Source organism: Streptomyces sp. NPDC058579 (assembly GCF_042718575.1).
Classification (GTDB): Bacteria; Actinomycetota; Actinomycetes; order Streptomycetales; family Streptomycetaceae; genus Streptomyces.
Map to the genome: position 1 here is coordinate 599322 of NZ_JBHXPI010000001.1, position 16143 is coordinate 615464.

General features: G+C 70.0%; 14 protein-coding genes and 1 tRNA gene. 7 read left to right on the plus strand and 8 right to left on the minus strand.

Annotated features, from left to right (window positions below):
- Positions 1-39 precede the first annotated feature (39 nt).
- Positions 40-864 carry a M23 family metallopeptidase gene (locus tag ACFWRO_RS02860; protein ID WP_384503628.1) on the plus strand — a complete coding sequence of 275 codons (825 nt, stop codon included), beginning with the start codon at positions 40-42 and terminating at the stop codon, positions 862-864.
- Here the strand turns inward: ACFWRO_RS02860 and ACFWRO_RS02865 are convergent.
- Positions 852-1256, minus strand: coding sequence for a nuclear transport factor 2 family protein (locus tag ACFWRO_RS02865; protein ID WP_384503630.1), 405 nt, complete (start codon positions 1254-1256; stop codon positions 852-854). The genes ACFWRO_RS02860 and ACFWRO_RS02865 overlap by 13 nt on opposite strands.
- Positions 1257-1310: 54 nt before the next feature.
- On the opposite strand from ACFWRO_RS02865, the gene ACFWRO_RS02870 reads away from it, so the two are divergent.
- Together ACFWRO_RS02870 and ACFWRO_RS02875 are read left to right on the plus strand one after the other, a co-directional pair.
- Positions 1311-2099 (plus strand): sterol carrier family protein, encoded by a 789-nt coding sequence (locus ACFWRO_RS02870; protein WP_384503632.1) that lies wholly within the window; start codon positions 1311-1313, stop codon positions 2097-2099.
- Positions 2100-2149: 50 nt separating this feature from the next.
- Positions 2150-2971, plus strand: coding sequence for an META domain-containing protein (locus ACFWRO_RS02875; protein WP_384503634.1), 822 nt, complete (start codon positions 2150-2152; stop codon positions 2969-2971).
- Here the strand turns inward: ACFWRO_RS02875 and ACFWRO_RS02880 are convergent.
- Together ACFWRO_RS02880 and ACFWRO_RS02885 are read right to left on the minus strand one after the other, a co-directional pair.
- Complete coding sequence (locus ACFWRO_RS02880; RefSeq protein WP_384503636.1) at positions 2968-4374, minus strand: sulfatase; 1407 nt, start codon at positions 4372-4374, stop codon at positions 2968-2970. The two genes, ACFWRO_RS02875 and ACFWRO_RS02880, sit on opposite strands and share 4 nt — an antisense overlap.
- A 172-nt stretch (positions 4375-4546) precedes the next feature.
- A complete protein-coding gene (locus ACFWRO_RS02885; RefSeq protein ID WP_361849886.1) occupies positions 4547-4639 on the minus strand; it encodes a putative leader peptide in 93 nt (30 codons plus the stop codon).
- A gap of 337 nt (positions 4640-4976) precedes the next feature.
- Here ACFWRO_RS02885 and purF point away from each other — a divergent pair, with 337 nt between their 5' ends.
- On the plus strand, positions 4977-6503 hold the full coding sequence (purF, locus tag ACFWRO_RS02890) for an amidophosphoribosyltransferase (protein ID WP_384503638.1): 1527 nt from the start codon (positions 4977-4979) through the stop codon (positions 6501-6503).
- 35 nt (positions 6504-6538) lie between these two features.
- Positions 6539-7606 carry a phosphoribosylformylglycinamidine cyclo-ligase gene (purM, locus tag ACFWRO_RS02895; RefSeq protein ID WP_384503640.1) on the plus strand — a complete coding sequence of 356 codons (1068 nt, stop codon included), beginning with the start codon at positions 6539-6541 and terminating at the stop codon, positions 7604-7606.
- 158 nt (positions 7607-7764) lie between these two features.
- Here purM and ACFWRO_RS02900 read toward each other — a convergent pair whose 3' ends face one another.
- Both ACFWRO_RS02900 and ACFWRO_RS02905 read right to left on the minus strand, forming a co-directional pair.
- Positions 7765-8022 (minus strand): DUF3073 domain-containing protein, encoded by a 258-nt coding sequence (locus ACFWRO_RS02900; protein WP_352189724.1) that lies wholly within the window; start codon positions 8020-8022, stop codon positions 7765-7767.
- Positions 8023-8387: 365 nt separating this feature from the next.
- Positions 8388-9482 (minus strand): Leu/Phe/Val dehydrogenase, encoded by a 1095-nt coding sequence (locus ACFWRO_RS02905; protein WP_384503642.1) that lies wholly within the window; start codon positions 9480-9482, stop codon positions 8388-8390.
- A 157-nt stretch (positions 9483-9639) separates the two neighbouring features.
- Here ACFWRO_RS02905 and ACFWRO_RS02910 point away from each other — a divergent pair, with 157 nt between their 5' ends.
- Both ACFWRO_RS02910 and bldC read left to right on the plus strand, forming a co-directional pair.
- Entirely contained in the window at positions 9640-10515 is an 876-nt protein-coding gene (locus ACFWRO_RS02910; protein WP_384503644.1) for a hypothetical protein, read from the plus strand.
- Positions 10516-11063: 548 nt separating this feature from the next.
- The gene (bldC, locus tag ACFWRO_RS02915; RefSeq protein ID WP_003949541.1) at positions 11064-11270 is read left to right on the plus strand and encodes a developmental transcriptional regulator BldC; all 207 of its coding nucleotides are present in this window, start codon (positions 11064-11066) and stop codon (positions 11268-11270) included.
- Positions 11271-11592: 322 nt separating this feature from the next.
- Here the strand turns inward: bldC and ACFWRO_RS02920 are convergent, their stop codons facing one another.
- From ACFWRO_RS02920 to hrpA, 3 genes are all read right to left on the minus strand, one after another.
- The gene (locus tag ACFWRO_RS02920) at positions 11593-11775 is read right to left on the minus strand and encodes a DUF6274 family protein (protein WP_384503646.1); all 183 of its coding nucleotides are present in this window, start codon (positions 11773-11775) and stop codon (positions 11593-11595) included.
- Between the two features lie 130 nt (positions 11776-11905).
- Positions 11906-11979: transfer RNA gene (locus tag ACFWRO_RS02925), tRNA-Asp, on the minus strand.
- A 123-nt stretch (positions 11980-12102) separates the two neighbouring features.
- A complete protein-coding gene (gene hrpA / locus ACFWRO_RS02930) occupies positions 12103-16056 on the minus strand; it encodes an ATP-dependent RNA helicase HrpA (RefSeq protein ID WP_384503648.1) in 3954 nt (1317 codons plus the stop codon).
- Between the last annotated feature and the right edge of the window lie 87 nt (positions 16057-16143).

Here is a 16143-nt window from a genome sequence, read left to right on the forward strand (position 1 = left end):
CCGTCGCTCAGGAATCACCGTCGCTCAGGGGGAACGTTCATGTCCGCACGCAAGCTCGCGGTGGTCGCCCACCGCTCGCTCTGGCTGCTGTTCGTCGTCCAGGCCGTCGCCTCGGTCTTCGTCGAACCGCCGTATCCGTACTGGATGGGCTGGCTGCCCGCGCTCGCCGCCATGGCGGTCGGCGTCACCCTCTCCCGGACCGCCCGCCGGGAGGCCGCCGCCCCGCGCGCCGCGATCGAGGTGGACCCGCCCGTCACCGGCCGCTGGTCGGCCCTGAACAGCCCGGCGGACCGCACGCCCAGCCACGGCACCCACCAGTACGGCCAGACCTACGCCATCGACATCGTCGAGGAGGACGAGGACCGGCCCCGCCCGGCCTTCGCCCCGCTGTGGCCGGTGGTCCGGCCGAGCCGGGACTTCCCCGCCTTCGGCGCCCCGCTGCTCGCGGTCGCCGACGCGACCGTCGTGCACGCCGAGGACCGCCAGCGCGACCACCTCAGCCGCAACTCGCTGCCCGCCGTGGCCTATCTGATGCTGATCGAGTCGGCCGTCCGCGTCCTCGCCGGCGCGCGCCGCGTCACCGGCAACCACCTGGTCCTCGACCTCGGCGACGGTACGTACGCGATGTACGCGCACCTCGAGCGCGGCTCGCTCACCGTCCGCGCGGGCGACCGGGTGGCGGCGGGCCAGGAACTCGCCCGGTGCGGCAACTCCGGCAACTCCACCGAGCCGCACGTGCACTTCCAGCTGATGGACGGCCCGGACCTGGACACGGCCCGGGGCGTGCCGTTCACCTGGCGCGGGGTCGGTGTGCCGAAGAACGGCGAGACGTTCCTCGTGGGCTCTTCGTCCTACTCGCCCTGACCCCAGAAGGCGTCGGCCTCGTCGATGTCCTCCACGCACTCGTCGATGTCCGTGACCTTGCCGCCCATGATCGTGAAGAACAGGCCGCCCCTCATCTCGATGCCCCGGTCACCGCGGTCGCCGTGCCACTTGTGGACGGCCATCACATGACCCCGGCCGTCCGGGTACATGCCCTGCATCTCGGCGGTGAAGGTGTTGCCGGTCAGCTCCATGCACTTGGCGTACATGCCGAAGATCGCGTCGCGGCCCTTGAAGTGCCCCGATATCTGGCTGCTGCCCGGCACGTGGTGCGTGCAGTCGGACGTCATCATCGTGGCGAGCGCGTCCATGTCTCCTCTGGAGAACGCCTCGTAGCCCTTGCGCACGAGCGTCACGTCAGGGTGTTCGGCCATGGTCCTTCGCCCCTCTCGGAAGCCCTCTTCCAGTCTCCGACTACTCTCGCCCCCATGCCACCGGCCAAGAAGCGCACCCGCAGCTACGACTCCGCGAAGACCAGGGCCGCCGTGCTCGCCCAGTTCGAGAACGTGCGGAAGGCCGTGGAGGGGCTCACGCCCGAGCAGCTCGACGGGCCGACTCGGCTCGGGGAGTGGACCGTACGGGACCTGGCGGCGCACATGTCGATGGCGGTCGGCGCCGTCGCCCGCGCGCTCGGCGAGCCCGAGCCGGCCGAGCGCGAACTCGCCCTGCTCGACTGGCCCGCGCTCACGGCGACGGCCGCCGCGGGGATCGACGAGGACACCCGCGCGATCGACTCGGCCGACCTGGCGGGCCTGTTCGCGCGGACGGCCGCGCTGTACGAGGAGCGGATCGCGGGCGTCTCCGACGAGCGGCTCGTCCGGATGCGCTTCGGCGCGATGCGGCTCGCCGACTTCCTGGTGACCCGTGCCGTCGAACTCGTCGTCCACACCGACGACCTGAACGCGGCGACCGGCCTGGAGATCCCGTACGACCGGCAGGCCCTGGCCGCCTGTACGCGGCTGCTCGCCGACGCCCTCGCGGTGAAGGCGCCCGGCGGGGCGGTCGAGGTGCGGATCCCGCCCTTCGCGGTCGTCCAGTGTGTGGAGGGCCCCCGGCACACCCGCGGCACCCCGCCCAACGTCGTCGAGACCGACCCGCTCACCTGGATCCGGCTCGCGACCGGCCGGGCGCGGTGGGCCGAGGAGCTGGACGCGGCGCGGGTCGGCGCGAGCGGGGAGCGGGCGGACCTCGCCGCCCTGCTGCCGCTGATGGGGTGACTCCCCGGAGCCGTACGGAACCGTCCGTACCGTTCGCCCGTCCCATCCCCATGCTGAAGACACGCACCACCGCAGCCACTGCCGTCCTGGCCTCGCTCGTCGTGCTCTCGGCGTGCGGCACCCAGAAGTCCGGTTCCGATCCCGGTGCCGGAACCGTCGCCCCCGACGTGCCCGTCACCGGTGTCCACTGGAACTTCGAGACCGTGACGACGGAGGGCAAGGAGAGCCGGGCGCCCGACGGCGCCCACCTCGCGATCGCCGCGGACGGCAAGGCGTCGGGGAACAGCGGCTGCAACGGCTTCGGGGCCGATGTGTCCGTGCAGGGCGACACGGTCACCGTAAAGCAGGGCCAGGGCACCGAGATGGCGTGCCCCGGTGAGCGGGGCGCCTTCGAGGCGGTGCTCCAGAAGGTCCTCGACGGCTCGATGAAGGCCCGGGTCGAGGGCGACCGGCTCACCCTCACCTCGCTCGACGGCAAGAACGTCGTCGCCCTCACCTCCGAACCGCCGGCCCCGCTCAACGGCACGACCTGGACCGTCGACTCCCTGCTCTCCGGCGAGACGGCCTCCTCGGTGCCCCAGGGCAGCGAGGGCAAGGCCACGTTCGTCATCGACAAGGACGGCAAGGTCCGGGGGAACCTGGGCTGCAACCGGTTCACGGCCACCGCGAAGGTCACCGCCACCACGCTCACGGTCACCGGACCGGTCGCGACCACCCGGATGATCTGCTCGGGCCCGCAGATGCAGCTGGAGACCAAGCTGTACGAGCTCCTCGACGGACCGCTCTCGTACAAGCTCGGTCACCGCACGCTGACCCTCACGGGCGCCGACGGCGAAGGCTTCTCGGCGACGACGCCCGCACCCAAGAGCTAGCTCGGGTACGGCAGCAGCCCCGCGTCCGTCCGCTCCCACGCGGCCCGCAGCTCGGCCAGGCGCTCCTGGTCGAACGGCGCCCGGTCCGCCTGCTCGCGGGCGTCCTCGGTGAGGTGGAAGAGCTGGTCACGGCCGCTCTTGCCGCGGTAGTACTTCCAGTCGCCGCGGCGCAGCGCCCGCTCGCCCCGGACCCGCCAGAAGAGGTCCCGCTCGCGGACCCGCTCGCCCCGCAGCAGGTGCCCGGCGAGGCTCGTCCCGTCCAGCGGGTACGCCGGGTGGGGGCGGGCGCCGCCCAGTTCGAGGAGGGTCGCCGTCCAGTCGGGGGTGTAGACGGGCAGGTGGCTGACCTGGCCGCCGTCGATGCGGGCGGGCCAGCGCAGGATCGACGGGACGCGGATGCCGCCCTCCTGGAGCGAGCCCTTGTTGCCGGCCAGCGGCCAGTTGTAGGAGAAGCGCTCGCCGCCGTTGTCGCTGGCGAAGAAGACGAGCGTGTCCTCCTCCTGCCCGGACCGCTTCAGCGCGGTGAGGACCTTGCCGATCGAGCGGTCGAGGTCCTCGACCATCTCCTTGTACTTGGCTATGGAGCCGCCGTCCTGGTGCCAGAGCGCGCTCCGGTCGCCGGCCTTGATCCGCCGGACGATCTCGGCGCTCGCCTCCTCGTCGCCGTCGGCGATCCAGGGCCAGTGCGGGGTGGTGAAGTTCAGGTTGAGCAGCCAGGGCCTGTCGTGGTCCCTGGCCACGTACTCGCTCGCCCGCTCGGTCAGGATCCGGGTGTAGTAGCGCAGGTCCTTGTACTGCGCGTCGCCCTCGTAGAGGTCGTACTCGCCGCCGAGGCCGAGCTTGGAGTAGTACTCCAGGGCTCCGCCGAAGTTGCCGAAGAACTCGTCCCAGCCGGAGCGGGTGGGGGAGTAGTCGGGCAGGTAGCCGCAGTGCCACTTGCCGATCAGCGCGGTGGCGTAGCCGGTCTCGCGCAGCCGGGAGGCGAGCGTCGGGTGGGTGGGCTCCAGGCCGACGGACTTGTCGGCGATCGGCTCGGCGAGCCCGCCCTTCGTACGGCCGGGGAAGCGGCCCGTGTAGAGCGAGAAGCGGGTCGGGGAGCAGGTCGCGGAGCCGGAGTAGGCGTCGGTGAAGCGGACGCCCTGGCGGGCGAGGCGGTCGAGGTGGGGCGTACGGATGTGGGGGGAGCCGTACGAGGAGAGGTCGGCCCAGCCGAGGTCGTCGCCGAGGATGAAGAGGATGTTCGGCCGCCGGGAGCGCCGCCCGGTCGCGGCCCGGAACTCCCGCTCCTGCGCGGTCCCGGCCTGCGCGGTCCCGGCTCCGGCGCCGAGCGCGCCTACGGCGGCCGCTCCGACGGCGGCCCCGCCGAGGGCGCGTCGGGACAGGGGTGTCTTGGGCGTGGGCATGGAGGCTCCTTGGAAGGTGCGGGTACGCGTGAAGGGGGTGCGGGCCCGCGAGGGCGCGCGGCGGCGCGGCCCGACCCGGACGGGGGCCGTGGCTCGGCGCGGAGCTACAGAGCTGTGGTGCTCAGGAAGAAGCGCCCCTCAGCGGATGGGGGCCAGGAGTGGCCAGGAGTGGCTAGGCGCAGCGACAGAGCGCGCCGGCGACACGGACCAGGTCGACGTGTCGGCGCGCCACGAGGGTGACCGAGCGGTCACGCAGAGGCTGCATGGTGCTGGAGCCTGGCCGAACCGCCGTACCCCTGTCAACGCCCGTCCCGCTCCCTGGGACGGCCGTCTCACGAACGAGCGCCCCACGCGCCGAACGGCCGCAGTTCCATGCGTTCTCCGTCACACCCGGAGCCACCCGAGCCCGTTCCTACCCATCGGTAGCGCGGATCGCGGCCCTCGGCGCCGACCCCTCGGAGCCCTTCTGCCCCTTGGCTCCCGGGGGCCTCACGGGCGGCCCCACCAGGGCTTGTGGATCAGCTTGTGTGATCACACCAATCCGGGACCCCGCGCAATTCCCCAATTCGGACCAGTGGTCGACCTCCCCTACACTCGGGAACGTGCCACGTGGTGACGGTCGACTCAATCACGATCTGCTTCCCGGCGAGAAGGGCCCCCAGGACGCTTGCGGCGTCTTCGGTGTCTGGGCTCCGGGTGAAGAGGTCGCAAAGCTCACGTACTTCGGGCTCTACGCCCTCCAGCATCGGGGCCAGGAGTCCGCGGGTATCGCGGTCAGCAACGGCTCCCAGATCCTCGTCTTCAAGGACATGGGCCTGGTGTCCCAGGTCTTCGACGAGACCTCTCTCGGTTCCCTCCAAGGTCATATCGCGGTCGGTCACGCCCGCTACTCGACCACCGGTGCCTCCGTGTGGGAGAACGCGCAGCCGACGTTCCGGGCAACCGCCCACGGCTCCATCGCGCTCGGCCACAACGGCAACCTGGTGAACACGGCCCGGCTCGCGGAGATGGTCGCCGACCTCCCCAAGCAGGAGGGCCGGACCACCCGCGTCGCGGCCACCAACGACACCGACCTGCTCACGGCGCTCCTCGCCGCGCAGGTCGACGAGGACGGCAAGCCGCTCACCATCGAGCAGGGCGCCGCGAAGATCCTCCCCGAGTGCCGGGGCGCCTTCTCCCTCGTCTTCATGGACGAGCACACCCTCTACGCGGCCCGTGACCCGCAGGGCATCCGCCCGCTGGTCCTCGGCCGTCTGGAGCGTGGCTGGGTCGTCGCCTCCGAGTCCGCCGCCCTCGACATCTGCGGCGCCAGCTACGTCCGCGAGGTCGAGCCGGGCGAGCTGATCGCGATCGACGAGAACGGCATCCGTACGTCGCGATTCGCGGAAGCGAAGCCCAAGGGCTGTGTCTTCGAGTACGTGTACCTGGCCCGCCCCGACACGGACATCGCCGGCCGCAACGTCTACCTCTCCCGCGTCGAGATGGGCCGCCGCCTCGCCAAGGAGGCCCCCGTCGAGGCCGATCTGGTCATAGCGACGCCGGAGTCCGGCACGCCGGCCGCGATCGGATACGCGGAGGCCTCGGGCATCCCCTTCGGCGCCGGTCTGGTGAAGAACGCCTACGTCGGCCGGACCTTCATCCAGCCCTCGCAGACCATCCGCCAGCTGGGCATCCGGCTGAAGCTGAACCCCCTCAAGGACGTCATCAAGGGCAAGCGCCTGGTCGTCGTGGACGACTCGATCGTCCGCGGCAACACCCAGCGCGCCCTGGTCAAGATGCTCCGCGAGGCCGGCGCGGCCGAGATCCACATCCGGATCTCCTCGCCGCCGGTGAAGTGGCCCTGCTTCTTCGGTATCGACTTCGCGACCCGCGCGGAGCTCATCGCCAACGGCATGTCGATCGAGGAGATCGGCAAGTCGCTCGGCGCCGACTCGCTCTCGTACATCTCCATCGACGGGATGATCGAGGCGACCACCATCGACAAGCCGAACCTCTGCCGGGCCTGCTTCGACGGCGAGTACCCGATGGAGCTCCCGGACCCCGAACTGCTCGGCAAGCAGCTCCTGGAGACCGAAATCGCCGCCGGCCCCGCCGCCACCGCGGCCGCCGACGCGCTGCGCCGCCCGTAACACCCCCGTCGTAACGACACGAAAGCTCTGAACCCATGTCTCAGACCACCGGTGCCTCCTACGCTTCCGCGGGCGTCGACATCGAGGCGGGTGACCGCGCCGTCGAGCTCATGAAGCAGTGGGTCAAGAAGACCCAGCGCCCCGAGGTCCTCGGCGGCCTCGGCGGCTTCGCCGGCCTCTTCGACGCCTCCGCGCTCAAGCGCTACGAGCGTCCGCTGCTCGCCTCCGCCACCGACGGTGTCGGCACGAAGGTCGACATCGCCCGCCAGATGGGCGTCTACGACACCATCGGCCACGACCTGGTCGCGATGGTCATGGACGACATCGTCGTCTGCGGCGCCGAGCCGCTCTTCATGACCGACTACATCTGCGTCGGCAAGGTCCACCCCGAGCGGGTCGCCGCGATCGTCAAGGGCATCGCCGAGGGCTGCGTCCTCGCCGGCACCGCCCTCGTCGGCGGCGAGACCGCCGAGCACCCCGGTCTGCTCGGCCCGGACGACTTCGACGTCGCAGGCGCCGGTACGGGCGTGGTGGAGGCGGACCGTCTCCTCGGCCCCGATCGCATCCGTACGGGTGACGCCGTCATCGCGATGGAGTCCTCCGGCCTTCACTCCAACGGGTACTCGCTCGTCCGCCACGTCCTCTTCGACCGGGCGGGCATGAGCCTCGACCAGCGCGTCGAGGAGCTCGGCCGGACCCTGGGCGAGGAGCTCCTGGAGCCGACGAAGATCTACTCCCTGGACTGCCTGGCGCTCACCCGGACCACCGAGGTGCACGCCTTCAGCCACATCACGGGCGGCGGCCTGGCCGCCAACCTGGCGCGGGTGATCCCGGACGGGCTGCACGCCGTGGTCGACCGTGAGACCTGGGCCCCGGGCGCGATCTTCGACCTGGTCGGCAAGGCCGGACAGGTCGAGCGCCTCGAGCTGGAGAAGACCCTGAACATGGGCGTCGGCATGATGGCCGTCGTCCCGGCCGAGTCCGTGGAGGTGGCCCTGGCCACCCTGGAGGACCGGGGAGTCGAGGCCTGGGTCGCGGGCGAGATCACCGAGCGCGGCGAGCACACGACGGGCGCGGAGCTCATCGGCGACTACGCCGTCTGATCAGGCACGGCATCCGGCACGGTGGGTGGGCACCGCCCACCCACCGTCCGGTGAACGCGTCCCGCGCACGCGTCCCTGCACGCGTCTCGGAGACGCACAGAAACCCGGTCCGGGTATCCGGACCGGGTTCAGTGTGTTGAGCAGCGCTCTTTAAGAGGTCAAGCGCGACGCTGGGACGACGCGTCGGGACCGGACTCGTCGTCCTCGTCCTCGTCGTCCGTGTTGTAGAGATCCGCGTACTGCGCGTACGGGTCGTCTTCCTCGTCGTCGTCCTCGAACGGCTCGCCATTCGGCGGCTGGCTCGAAGTCGAAGCGCCCAGCTCGTTGGCCAGACGCGACAGGTCAGTCCCGCCGCTGCTGTACTTCAGCTGGCGGGCGACCTTGGTCTGCTTGGCCTTTGCCCGGCCGCGCCCCATGGCTCGACCCCCTCGGTGACGGGGCTCGGCGGCCCCAGAGTCTTGACACGCGTTCATGAGTCGGAACGGGCTCTCGGAGGAGAGACCGGTCCGTAGGGCTTCAACGGTACCTGCTTCCGTGGCCATACGGTACGCCGCACGCATCACATGCCTCGGTACAGAACCTGCGAGGAGCCCCGTCCTCGCTGGTCAATCGCGATTTTAACCTCTTCTTGAGGGCCGACCCGCCGACTGGGGTGAGTCATCTCTCGATTGGGGTGAACCTACAAAGTTCACCCCTCCGAGCCCCGCCCCGGCCCCGGCCGCGTCCCGAGCGTGTCCCGGCCGCGTCCCGGCGGACCGGCCCGTCAAGAATCGGCCATCGTTCAGCCTCGGCGGGCGTCCGCCATCCGCTGCTCGGCGATCCGGTCGGCGGCAGCGGCCGGCGGGATGCCGTCCGACTTCGCACGAGCGAAGATCTCGAGGGTGGTGTCGAAGATCTTCGTGGCCTTGGCCTTGCACCGGTCGAAGTCGAAGCCGTGCAGCTCGTCGGCGACCTGGATCACGCCACCGGCGTTGACCACGTAGTCGGGCGCGTAGAGGATCCCGCGGTCCGCGAGGTCCTTCTCGACGCCGGGGTGGGCGAGCTGGTTGTTGGCCGCGCCGCAGACGATCTTCGCCGTAAGGACCGGCACGGTCTCGTCGTTCAGGGCGCCGCCGAGGGCGCACGGGGCGTAGATCTCCAGGCCCTCGACGCGGATCAGGGCGTCGGTGTCCGCGACGACCTTGACCTGCGGGTGCTTGTCGGTGATCCGGCGCACCGACTCCTCGCGGACATCGGTGACGTACACCTCGGCGCCGTCCGCCAGGAGGTGCTCGACGAGGTAGTGGCCGACCTTGCCGACGCCCGCGACGCCGACCTTGCGGTCGCGGAGCGTGGGGTCGCCCCAGACGGTCTGGGCGGAGGCGCGCATGCCCTGGAAGACGCCGAAGGCGGTCAGGACGGAGGAGTCGCCGGCGCCGCCGTTCTCGGGGGAGCGACCGGTGGTCCAGGTGTTCGTACGGGCGACGACGTCCATGTCGGCGACGTAGGTGCCGACGTCGCAGGCGGTCACGTAGCGGCCGCCGAGGGAGGCGACCATGCGGCCGTAGGCGAGCAGCAGCTCGTCCGTCTTGATCTTCTCGGGGTCGCCGATGATCACGGCCTTGCCGCCGCCGTGGTCGAGGCCGGCCATGGCGTTCTTGTACGACATGCCCCGGGAGAGGTTCAGCGCGTCGGCGACTGCCTCGGCCTCGGAGGCGTACGGGTAGAACCGGGTGCCGCCGAGGGCGGGGCCCAGGGCGGTGGAGTGGAGGGCGATGACGGCCTTGAGGCCGGAGGCGCGGTCCTGGCAGAGCACGACTTGCTCGTGGCCACCCTGCTCCGAGTGGAACAGAGTGTGCAGTACGTCAGCAGCAGGAACGCCGGTCACATCGGTCACGGTGGTGACTCCCAAGTACGAAGCGGCGGTTACTCCGGCCCTCCATGCGGGTGGTGGCGGACCGGTTCGGCACGAGGGTAAGTCCTACGCGGGCGTAGATCCGCCCCAGTGCGCAGGATCACCCCCTCTCGGAGTACCTCCGTGGAAGGATCGCGACATGTCGGTCGCCTCTTCGGTCCTCGTCCCGTACGCCTCCTATCTGCGCATCTACGAACCTCTGGCGGCGTTCCCCGAGCCGGAGCGCGGGCACTGGGCGCGGTACGCCCGAAGAGAGCGGACGCCGACGGCCCAGGACGAACTGCGTCGCTCGCTGGCGGACTTGCTGCCCACCCCGCCGGTCCCGGTGCCGGTCCACGAGAGCGAGGACGCCTTCGTCGCCGAGGTCGACGGGGTGGTCGTGGTCTGCCCGTGGCGGACCCGGATGCGGGCCCTGCTGGCCGTGGAGGAGCTGGGGCGGCCGCGGGACGCCGAGCCGGGGCGGCCGCCGCTGCCGGCGTCGGTGCTCGACGCGATGCTGCCGCCGGTGGTGCGCGCCCAGGTGGCGGCGGACCACGAGCGCTGGCGGGAGCGGAACCCGGACGCCCGGCCGTGGATCCGTACGGCGGTCTGGCAGGTGCCGGTGCGCTGGTTCACGCTCTTCTCGGACGAGGAGCGGGAGTACGTGCCCGGGGACAAGGAGCGGGGCGTGGCGCCGGTGCTCCGCTACCGGACGCCGATGGTGCAGGCGCGGCGGCGGCTCGCGCGGGCGCTGCGGACGCTGCGGGAGGCGATCGACGAGGGTCCGATGACCGAGGGCCTGGTCGAGGTGGGCCGGTGGCTGGAGGAGTTCCATCCGCGGGCGCTCGTGGAGCTGGACTACGGCGGTCTCGTGCACGCGCTGTCGGCGGAGTGGCTCGCGGCGGACCGGTCGGCGGCCGACGCGGCGGAGGGGGTCGCGGCGCTGCGGGACGGCGACGGGGAGGCCGCGAGCGAGGCGTACGGGCGGCTCGCGGAGCGCTGGCGGGAGATCCGAAACCTGCAGTTCGCCAACTGACCATCGACAGGACATGTCTCCCTGATGTAAATGATCATTAAGCGGCTTGTGTGTCCGGCGGGACCTTGGTGTGGGGGCGCCGGGACGTAGGTGTGGAGTGTGCCGGGACGTAGGTCCCGATCCGGGCCTTTGGCTCAAGCGTGACGGATAGCACTTACTGCGCCCTTGCGTCCTTCACCCTCCCTCGTGCCAAAATAGGACAAGGAGTCCGGGGAGGGTTCCTTCCGTCCAACTATGGGCGGAACGCTCAGCATTGCACTCTATGGGGGGTCTGAGGACTCCTGATCGCTCTGTGACTGATCGTCACAGCGGCGTGACTGTCCGTTATGGCATGGTCCATCGACTTCCGCCGCTGATGAACACCTGCGAGGGCAATTCCATCGGTTTGGCCGACGTGGCTGGACGGATGGTGTAGTTGTAGTGCCGAGGACAAGCCGTTCGTCCTATAACCGACTCGGCCCGCTTCTGCCATTTCGGGCAACGCGGGCCAAGGTGCAGAATTTAGAGGAAAGAACCGAGATGGTTCGGTTCTCCCGAGGAGGCCGCTCATGACCGCTCGCACCCCTGATGCCGAGCCGCTGCTGACCCCCGCCGAGGTTGCCACGATGTTCCGCGTGGACCCGAAGACGGTGACCCGTTGGGCCAAGGCAGGCAAGCTCACGTCCATCCGCACGCTGGGTGGACACCGCCGCTACCGCGAGGCTGAGGTCCGCGCTCTGCTCGCGGGCATTCCGCAGCAGCGCAGCGAGGCCTGAGGTACGCGCAACACCCTGTAAGACCGGGCAATTCCGGGTCCCCCAACCTGGACCGCCCACCCAAGCTCTGCCGACCAGGCGCCTGCCCCAACAGGCTCTTCGTCATCGATCGCGCTGGACTCCGCCGGGTCCAGCGCGATCTTTTTTGTGCCGGCTCCCAGCTCCCGCTGTGCGGTGCAATTGCACATATTAAATGGGGCCGGTGTAGGGAGGGTGTAAGTGCGTGGGTTTGTAAAACTCTTTCGGTGACTCCCGTCACACTGGCGAGGGCTTGCCAAGGACCAGCCTGCCACCGTCGGCGCCTTCGCCAACGAGCCGTTGGTCACGGGCCGGTGGGACTTTCGTCCTCGGTCTCCTCCGCGCCCCGGTCCAGCTCCATGGCGAGCCGCTGGAGGCGGTGGCAGACCGAGCAGTGGCGTGTGAGGTGTCCGTGGCGGGACGCGGCCGCCAGATGGGCGCGCAGCAGCGCCCGTATCTCGTGTCTCGCTGCCGATGCCGCGGCCATGCGTGACCACCTCCGGTCCGGGCCCCCGATTCCCTGATGTCTGGGGTACCGGGGTCGGCCCGACGCCGTCAATACACCGGGAGGCAACGAAGAAGGCCCGCACCGATCGGTGCGGGCCTTCTTCGAAGAGCGATCCTGACGGGACTTGAACCCGCGACCTCCACCTTGACAGGGTGGCGAGCTAACCAACTGCTCCACAGGACCTTGATTCGCGGCCCTCAGTGGGGGCTGCGAAGAAGACTGTACAGCAGGTCAGAGGGTCTGGTCGAACCGGCGCAAGGCGACACCCCCTGCGGGGCCTTCCCGGTCCGGTCCTCACCCGTCCTCTTACGGGGCCGCGGCGTCGATCGCCTTGACGATCCGCTTGTCGGAGACCGCGTGCGCCGTGCCGAGCGCGTGGGCGAAGTAGCTGACCCGGAGCTCCTCGATCATCCAGCGGATGTCGGTGACCTCCTTCGGCACCGGCCGTCCCCGCGGGAGCTGTTCGAGCAGCCAGGCGTACTCGTCGAGCATCTCGTGGACCTTCTCCATGCGGGTGGTGTCCCGCTGCACGCCGGTCGGCATCTGCTGGAGCCGGCGGTCCACGGCCACCAGGTAGCGCATCAGGTCCGGCAGCCGCCTGAGCCCCGTCCTGGTGACGAAGCCCGCGGGCATCAGCCAGGCGAGCTGCGTGCGCACGTCCGCCAGGTTGTTGATCAGGGCCAGGCTGTTCGTGGCCTTCAGGCGGCGCTCGCAGGCCTGCCAGGCGGCCAGGATCTGCTGGACCTGATCCACCGTCCGTACGGTCGTGTCCACGAGGTCGGCGCGGACCTTGTCGTACAGCTTCCGGAAGGACTCCTCGTCCCAGACCGGGCCGCCGTGGTCGGCGATCAGCTTGTCCGCCGCGGCGGTCGCGCAGTCGTCGAAGAGCGCCTGGATCGAACCGTGCGGGTTCCGGGAGAGGGCGAGCTTCTGCTGGTTGGTGAGCTTGTCCGAGGCGAACTTCGCCGGGTTCACCGGGATGTTCAGCAGGATCAGCTTCCGCGTCCCCTGCCACATGGCCCGCTCCTGCTCGGCCTCCGTGTCGAAGAGGCGTACGGAGACGGTGTCACCGGCGTCCACGAGCGCCGGGTACGCCTTGACCGGCTGGCCGGCCCGCCGGGTCTCGAAGACCTTCGTGAGCGTGCCGATCGTCCAGTCGGTGAGCCCTGTGCGCTCCAGGGACTGCCCGGAGCCGTCAGGGCCGCTCGTGGCGGCCGCGGCGGCCTGGGAGAGGGCCTGGCGGGCCTTGGGGCGCAGTTGCAGCTTCAGGGCCTCCAGGTCCTTGTCCTCGGCCAGCTTGCGGCGCCGCTCGTCGACGATCCGGAAGGAGATCTTCAGGTGGTCGGCGATCCGGGACAGGTCGAAGTCGTCCGGGGAGACCGGCACGCCGACCATCCGGTGCAGCTCGCGGGCGAGCGTCACCGTCAGCGGCTCCTGCAGCGGGACGGCGGTGTCCAGGAAGCGGGTCGCGAAGTTCGGCGCCGGCACGTAGTTGCGGCGGATCGGCTTCGGGAGCGAACGGATCAGCTCCGTCACGATCTCCTCGCGCAGCCCCGGGATCTGCCAGTCGAAGCCCTCGTCCGTGACCTGGTTGAGGACCTGGAGCGGGATGTGGACGGTCACGCCGTCGGCGTCCGCGCCCGGCTCGAACTGGTACGTCACCCGGAACTTCAGCGGCCCCTGCCGCCAGGAGTCCGGGTAGTCGGCCTTGGTGACCCCGGCGGCCTTCTCGGTGATGAGCATCTCGCGCTCGAAGTCGAGGAACTCCGGCTCCTCGTGCCGCTTGTGCTTCCACCACGAGTCGAAGTGCGCGCCGGACACCACGTGTTCGGGGACGCGCTTGTCGTAGAAGTCGAAGAGGGTCTCGTCGTCGACGAGGATGTCCCGGCGGCGGGCGCGGTGCTCCAGCTCCTCGACCTCGGTGAGGAGCTTGCGGTTGTCCGCGAAGAACTTGTGGTGCGTGCGCCAGTCGCCCTCGACGAGCGCGTTGCGGATGAACAGGTCCCGGGAGGCCTCGGGGTCGATCCGCCCGTAGTTCACCTTGCGGTCGGTGACGATCGGCACGCCGTACAGGGTGACCTTCTCGATCGCCATCACGGCCGCCTGGTCCTTCTCCCAGTGCGGCTCGCTGTACGTCTTCTTGATCAGGTGCTGGGCGAGCGGCTCGATCCACTCGGGCTCGATCTTCGCGTTGACCCGGGCCCAGAGCCGCGAGGTCTCCACCAGCTCGGCGGACATGATGAAGCGTGGGGGCTTCTTGAAGAGCGCCGAGCCGGGGAAGACCGCGAACTTGGCGCTGCGGGCGCCCAGGTACTCGTTCTTGGCGCCTTCCTTCACGTCCTTCATGCCGATGTGCGAGAGCAGACCGGCGAGGAGCGAGGTGTGCACCGACTGCTCGGGCGCGTCCTCCTCGTTGAGGTGGATGCCCATCTGCTTGGCGACCGTACGCAGCTGCGCGTAGATGTCCTGCCACTCGCGGATGCGCAGGAAGTTCAGGTACTCCGACTTGCACATCCGGCGGAAGGAGCTGGAACCGCGCTCCTTCTGCTGCTCGCGGATGTACCGCCAGAGGTTGAGGAAGGCGAGGAAGTCGCTCGTCTCGTCCTTGAAGCGGGCGTGCTGCTGGTCGGCCTGGGCCTGCTTCTCGGCCGGCCGCTCGCGCGGGTCCTGGATGGAGAGCGCGGCCGCGATCACCATGACCTCGCGTACACAGCCGTTCTTGTCGGCCTCCAGGACCATGCGGGCCAGGCGGGGGTCGACGGGCAGCTGGGAGAGCTTGCGGCCCTGCTCGGTCAGCCGCTGTCCCTTCTTCCCCTCCTGGGAGGACTTCTCCGTCAGCTCGAACGCGCCGAGCTCCTGGAGGAGCTGCACGCCGTCGCGGATGTTGCGGTGGTCCGGCGGGTCGATGAAGGGGAACTTCTCGATCTCGCCGAGGCCGGCCGCGGTCATCTGGAGGATGACGGACGCCAGGTTCGTACGGAGGATCTCGGCGTCCGTGAACTCCGGGCGGGAGAGGAAGTCGTCCTCGGAGTACAGCCGGATGCAGATGCCGTCGGACGTACGGCCGCAGCGGCCCTTGCGCTGGTTGGCGCTGGCCTGGCTGACCGCCTCGATCGGCAGCCGCTGGACCTTGGTCCGGTGCGAGTAGCGGGAGATGCGGGCGGTGCCCGGATCGATGACGTACTTGATGCCCGGGACGGTCAACGAGGTCTCGGCCACGTTCGTCGCGAGGACGATCCGGCGGCCTGAATGGGCCTGGAAGACGCGGTGCTGCTCGGCGTGGGAGAGCCGGGCGTAGAGGGGCAGGACCTCGGTGCTGCGCAGCTGCTTCTTGTTGAGTGCGTCGGCGGTGTCGCGGATCTCCCGCTCGCCGGAGAGGAAGACGAGGACGTCGCCGGGGCCCTCGGCCTGCAGCTCGACGACGGCGTCGCAGATCGCGGTGATCTGGTCCCGGTCGGCCTCCTCGGAGTCCTCCTCCAGGAGCGGCCGGTAGCGGACCTCGACGGGGAACGTACGGCCGGAGACCTCGACGATCGGCGCCTCGCCGAAGTGGCGGGAGAAGCGCTCGGGGTCGATGGTCGCGGAGGTGATGACGACCTTGAGATCTGGGCGCTTGGGCAGCAGCTGGGCCAGATAGCCGAGCAGGAAGTCGATGTTGAGGGACCGCTCGTGGGCCTCGTCGATGATGATCGTGTCGTAGGCGCGCAGCTCGCGGTCCGTCTGGATCTCGGCGAGCAGGATGCCGTCCGTCATCAGCTTCACGAAGGTCGCGTCGGGGTTCACCTGGTCGGTGAAGCGGACCTTCCAGCCGACGGCCTCGCCCAGCGGGGTCTTCAGCTCGTCGGCCACGCGCTCGGCGACCGTACGGGCCGCGATCCGGCGGGGCTGGGTGTGGCCGATCATGCCCCGGACGCCCCGGCCGAGCTCCATACAGATCTTGGGGATCTGCGTGGTCTTTCCGGATCCCGTCTCACCGGCGACGATCACGACCTGGTGGTCACGTATCGCCTCCAGGATCTCGTTCTTCTTCTGCGAGACGGGCAGCTGCTCGGGGTACGTGATCGCGGGCACGCGGGCGGCCCGCGCGTCGACGCGCTCCTTGGCCTTGCCGGCCTCGGCGGCGATCTCGTCCAGGACGGCCTCACGGGCCTCGGGCTTACGGATGCGGCGGGCGCCCTCGAGGCGGCGGCCGAGCCGGTGGGCGTCCCGCAGCGAGACCTCGGCCAGGACGGTCTGGAGGGCGGCGAAGGAAGTAGACATACGGAATCCAGGATCGCACCCCGGGCCGAGAACGGGCGAACCGATTTCCCTCAGGTGCGACCCGTAATATTTCGGGCACGGCGGCCG